Raw genomic sequence first — 5,165 nt, 5'->3', positions numbered from 1 at the left:
TCGATGAGCAGGTGCAGCGCTTCTTCGTTCAGGCACTGCAACTCGATGAGTTCACCCTCCAATTGGAGGGCGCAGAGACTGATTCTATGGAGGTCTGAGACGATCGCCATGGCGAACTTCAACTCCGAAACGTGAGTTAAACGAGTGTCGCCCGATTTTCTGAATAATCCGGGTTAGAACATGGTGGTGAAACACGGCGTCTTCGGTCTGCGCAACGCTGGGGCTCGGTGGTAGGATGACGTTTTTGTGGCGATCCTCCAAAAAATCCAAGAGAATAGCACCCATGGCCTACGAAAAAATCCAGATTCCGGCAACCGGCGAGAAGATCCAGGTCAATGCCGACCTCTCGCTGAACGTCCCCAACCAGCCAATTATTCCTTATATCGAAGGTGACGGCATTGGCATCGACATCACGCCCGTGATGTGTTCAGTGGTCGATGCGGCGGTCGCGAAGGCGTATGGGGGCTTGCGCCAGATCCAATGGATGGAAATCTACGCCGGCGAGAAGTCGACCCTCACCTATGGCGAGGATGTCTGGCTGCCCGAGGAGACGCTCGCGGCGGTCAAGGATTTCGTCGTGTCGATCAAGGGGCCATTGACGACGCCAGTCGGTGGCGGCATCCGTTCGCTCAACGTCAGCCTGCGCCAGCAACTGGACCTCTATGTCTGTCTGCGCCCGGTGCGTTATTTCAGCGGCACGCCGAGTCCCTTGAAGGAGCCTCAGCACACCGACATGGTGATTTTCCGCGAGAATTCTGAAGACATCTATGCCGGCATCGAGTGGCAGGAAGGGACGCCCGAGGCCAAAAAGATCATCGATTTTCTGCGCAACGAGATGGGCGTGACCAAGATCCGCTTCCCCGACACCTCTGGGATCGGCATCAAGCCAGTCTCGCGCGAGGGTACGGAACGTCTGGTGCGTCGGGCGCTCCAATACGCCATCGATAATGATCGTCCGTCGCTGACCCTGGTGCACAAGGGCAACATCATGAAGTTCACCGAGGGGGCCTTCAAGCAGTGGGGCTACGATCTTGCCAAGTCCGAGTTTGGGGCGACCGAGATCGACGGCGGACCCTGGTGCCGCTTCAAGAATCCCAAAACCGGAACCGAGATTGTCGTCAAGGACGTGATCGCCGATGCCTTCCTGCAACAGATCCTGCTGCGTCCGAAGGATTATTCCGTGATCGCGACCCTGAACCTGAACGGCGACTATATCTCCGACGCGCTGGCGGCCCAGGTCGGTGGCATCGGCATGGCGCCCGGCGCGAATCTATCCGACTCGGTGGCGATGTTCGAGGCGACGCACGGTACCGCGCCCAAGTATGCCGGCAAGGATCAGGTTAATCCCAGCTCGCTCATTCTCTCGGCCGAGATGATGCTGCGTCACCTGGGCTGGGTCGAGGCGGCTGATCTGATCATCAAGGGCGTGGAGGGCGCGATCGCGGCCAAGACCGTGACCTATGATCTGGATCGACTCATGGATGGCGCGACCAAGCTGAGTTGCTCGGGCTTTGGGGAGGCGGTGATCGGCAAGATGTAGGTGGATTCTGGCGCGAAGCGATGGTCGCGAATCGGCGGGATGGCTTGTGCCAAGGCTAATGACCTTGACACAAGCCCGATCATGGTAAATTAATGGGGTGTTTTAAATGCAATTTAAAAACATCAACTGACATGATGGACATTGGCCGCGTGCAATCCCTTGGGCCCCTGACTCAACTCGAATTCGACCTTTTGTCCCTCTCGCAACGTCTTGTAGCCATCCATGTCGATTGACGAAAAGTGGACGAAAACATCCTCGTCGCGTCCTTCGGGTTGCACGAAACCGTAGCCTTTTGCGTTATTGAACCATTTGACGACACCGGTAATCATTGGCGCACTCCTCCAAGGGTTTTAGGTCTTGTTATTGATGGTGTTTATTGTTGTCTGGTACCGTACCTTGAATCCGGCGAGCGGCACCACAACTCAGTAGTATAGTGAGTTGATTTCGCTGGTCAAACTGGCTCTATGGCCAGGTCTATTTTCTGCTCTTTCACAACGGCTTGCACGTCGATCGTTCCTGTGAACACGCGGAGTCTCGTGAATCCGGGCGTTTGTCGCGCGAACCGATAACTGCATCGCGGACTGTAATTTTTTGACTAGAATTCGAGATCATGAGTGACGATATACCAGGGGATGAACGCGAATCCGGGCTGACCGTCCAAGAGGCCAGACCCAAATTACGGCGTCCGCCCTTGTTCAAAGTTCTGTTATTGAACGACGATTACACTCCAATGGAGTTCGTGGTGCTCGTTCTTGAGATATTCTTCGGGATGAACCAGGAAAAAGCGACCCAGGTCATGCTTCATGTGCATACCCGCGGTGTTGGCGTCTGTGGCGTCTTCACTAAGGATATCGCCGAGACCAAGGTCGCGCAGGTGAACGATTACGCGCGCAGCAATCAGCATCCGCTGATGTGTACTATGGAAGAGGCGTAGGCGCTGTTTGAAGACCGCAGTGCGGCACAGTGTTATGGTTTCCTAAACCCCCGCTTGGAACAGGCCGATGCTGAGCAAAGAACTCGAATTTACACTGAACCGGGCCTTCAAGGAGGCGCGCGCCAAACACCACGAATACATGACCGTGGAGCACATGCTGCTGTCGCTGCTCGATAATCCGACTGCGGCTAAGGTTCTGCGGGCATGCGGGTTGGACTCGGATCGGCTGCGTCGGGAAATTGCGGCCTTTATCGACGAGACCACGCCACTGATCCCCGCGAAGGAGGAGCGCGATACTCAGCCCACGCTTGGCTTTCAGCGGGTGCTTCAGCGTGCCGTGTTCCATGTTCAGTCCGCCGGCAAGAAAGAGGTGACGGGGGCAAATGTCCTGGTCGCGCTCTTCAGCGAACAGGACTCCCAGGCGGTGTATTTTCTCAATCAGCAGGATGTCACTAGGCTCGACGTCGTCAATTACATCTCGCACGGCATTTCCAAGGTGCCGGGCGAGAATCAGGAAGATGACGCGCCAGGCGAGCCGGACGAGGTGCGTGGCGAGGAAAAGGAAGGCTCCAGCCCGCTCGAAAGCTTTGCCTCCAACCTGAACGAGATGGCGCGTCAGGGGCGCATCGATCCGCTGATCGGTCGGGCCAATGAGGTGGAGCGCACCATTCAGATCCTGTGCCGGCGCCGCAAGAACAACCCCTTGTTCGTGGGCGAGGCCGGCGTGGGCAAGACCGCGATCGCCGAGGGTTTGGCCAAGATGATCGTCGACGGTCAGGTGCCCGAGGTGCTGAGCAACGCCGTGATCTATGCGCTGGATCTCGGCGGACTGGTCGCTGGTACCAAATATCGCGGCGACTTCGAGAAACGTTTGAAAGCGGTGCTGGCGCAACTCAAGCGCCAACCGCACGCCGTTCTCTTCATCGATGAAATCCACACCATCATCGGTGCGGGATCGGCCTCTGGCGGGGTCATGGACGCCTCGAATCTGATCAAGCCGGTGCTGGCCTCCGGCGATCTGCGTTGCATCGGCTCGACTACGTATCAGGAATATCGCGGGATTTTCGAGAAAGACCGGGCGCTGGCGCGGCGCTTCCAGAAGATCGACGTGGACGAACCCTCGATCGACGAGACGTTCGAGATCCTCAAGGGGCTCAAGTCCCGCTTCGAGGAACATCATCAGGTCACCTACACCAATCCGGCCCTGCGCGCCGCCGCCGAACTGTCCAGCCGCTATATCAACGATCGCCACCTGCCCGACAAGGCGATCGACGTGATCGACGAGGCCGGCGCTCATGTGCAACTAAAGAGTCCGGCCAAGCGCAAGAAACGGATCGACGTGGCGGATGTCGAGGCCATCGTCGCCAAGATGGCGCGCATCCCCTCCAAGCGCGTCTCGGTGTCCGATACCGAATCGCTGAAGAACCTGGATCGCGATCTCAAGATGGTGGTCTATGGTCAGGATCCCGCCATCGACGCACTGACCTCGGCAATCCGCATGAATCGCTCAGGGCTGGGCAACGAGGGCAAGCCCATCGGCTCCTTCCTCTTCACCGGACCCACCGGCGTTGGCAAGACCGAAGTCACACGCCAGTTGGCCCGCATTCTCGGGATGGAACTGCTGCGTTTCGATATGTCGGAGTATATGGAGCGGCACACCGTCTCGCGTCTGATCGGCGCGCCGCCCGGTTATGTCGGCTTCGATCAGGGCGGACTCCTGACCGAGCAGATCAACAAGCATCCGCATTCGGTGCTCTTGCTCGATGAGATCGAAAAGGCGCATCCGGATGTCTTCAACCTGCTGTTGCAGGTAATGGACCACGGCACACTCACCGATAACAACGGGCGCAAGGCGGACTTTCGCAGCGTGGTGCTCGTCATGACTACCAACGCTGGCGCTGAGGAAACCGCGCGCCGCTCCATTGGTTTCACCGAACAGGATCATTCGACCGACGGTCTGGAGGCACTTAAGCGCTACTTCTCGCCCGAATTCCGCAACCGACTCGACGCCGTCGTCCAGTTCGGCTCGCTAGGCGAGGAAACCATCCGCAGCGTGGTCGATAAGTTCGTTTTCGAACTGGAACAGCAACTGGAAGAGAAGAAGGTCAGCCTGAGCGTCGATGCCGAAGCCCGTCGCTGGATCGCCGAGAAGGGCTATGACCCCAAGATGGGCGCGCGTCCCATGGCCCGCGTGATCCAGAATCACATCAAGAAACCGCTCGCCAACGAATTGCTGTTCGGCGAACTGGTGGGCGGCGGTGCGGTCCGCGTCTGCGTGGAAAACAGCGAACTTGCCTTTGAGCTTAATGGAGAAAGGCGGAGGCTGTAAGTCTCGTTCAGCGCGCCGTCATGAATCCGATCCGGGTCACGTCCTGGGCTGAAATCCAGGATGTGCTCTTCGCCGATTCCTGGGTGCCGGAGATTGGCCGCTATCGCTCGCGCTATGCCTTCCGGGGTCTGTCCGACGCGAACTATCCGCTGGAGACCACCCTGATGCGTCTCGGCGGCGGCTACGCCCAACTGGAACGACACCTGCTACGCAATTTCCGCAAGGGGGGTAGTCGGTTAGTGCCTCCTGTCGCAAGATGTGGGGGTGAATCCTACTGACCAATCCATATACCCGACCTTGGTGGCAGGGCGCGACTACCCGCGCAGTTACCGTGAGTTTGTCGAAATGTTCCCAGACGACCC

At 58.1% G+C, this 5,165-nt stretch carries 5 protein-coding genes and 1 pseudogene; 5 read left to right on the top strand and 1 reads right to left on the bottom strand.

Going from position 1 to position 5,165, the window contains the following annotated elements:
• Window positions 1–283 precede the first annotated feature (283 nt).
• Window positions 284–1,540: an NADP-dependent isocitrate dehydrogenase gene (gene icd / locus QZY07_RS17895; RefSeq protein ID WP_295405658.1), complete on the top strand. Its 1,257-nt coding sequence runs from the start codon at window positions 284–286 to the stop codon at window positions 1,538–1,540.
• A 122-nt stretch (window positions 1,541–1,662) separates the two neighbouring features.
• Here the strand turns inward: icd and cspD are convergent, their stop codons facing one another.
• The gene (gene cspD, locus QZY07_RS17890) at window positions 1,663–1,869 is read right to left on the bottom strand and encodes a cold shock domain-containing protein CspD (RefSeq protein ID WP_295405656.1); all 207 of its coding nucleotides are present in this window, start codon (window positions 1,867–1,869) and stop codon (window positions 1,663–1,665) included.
• Between the two features lie 281 nt (window positions 1,870–2,150).
• On the opposite strand from cspD, the gene clpS reads away from it, so the two are divergent.
• The 4 genes and pseudogenes from clpS to QZY07_RS17870 form a co-directional block, all read left to right on the top strand.
• The gene (clpS, locus tag QZY07_RS17885; protein ID WP_295405653.1) at window positions 2,151–2,474 is read left to right on the top strand and encodes an ATP-dependent Clp protease adapter ClpS; all 324 of its coding nucleotides are present in this window, start codon (window positions 2,151–2,153) and stop codon (window positions 2,472–2,474) included.
• A gap of 67 nt (window positions 2,475–2,541) precedes the next feature.
• Entirely contained in the window at window positions 2,542–4,803 is a 2,262-nt protein-coding gene (gene clpA, locus QZY07_RS17880; RefSeq protein WP_295405651.1) for an ATP-dependent Clp protease ATP-binding subunit ClpA, read from the top strand.
• A 20-nt stretch (window positions 4,804–4,823) separates the two neighbouring features.
• Window positions 4,824–5,081, top strand: coding sequence for an FRG domain-containing protein (locus QZY07_RS17875; RefSeq protein ID WP_295405649.1), 258 nt, complete (start codon window positions 4,824–4,826; stop codon window positions 5,079–5,081).
• Window positions 5,062–5,165, top strand: a pseudogene (locus QZY07_RS17870) (IS1595 family transposase); the annotation flags it as partial. The gene QZY07_RS17875 and the pseudogene QZY07_RS17870, both read left to right, overlap by 20 nt.

Origin of the sequence: uncultured Thiocystis sp., from assembly GCF_903866365.1 — a bacterium.
Classification (GTDB): Bacteria; Pseudomonadota; Gammaproteobacteria; order Chromatiales; family Chromatiaceae; genus Chromatium.
The sequence above is the reverse complement of the archived record's forward strand: the minus strand, read 5'-3'. Positions and strand labels throughout refer to the sequence as shown.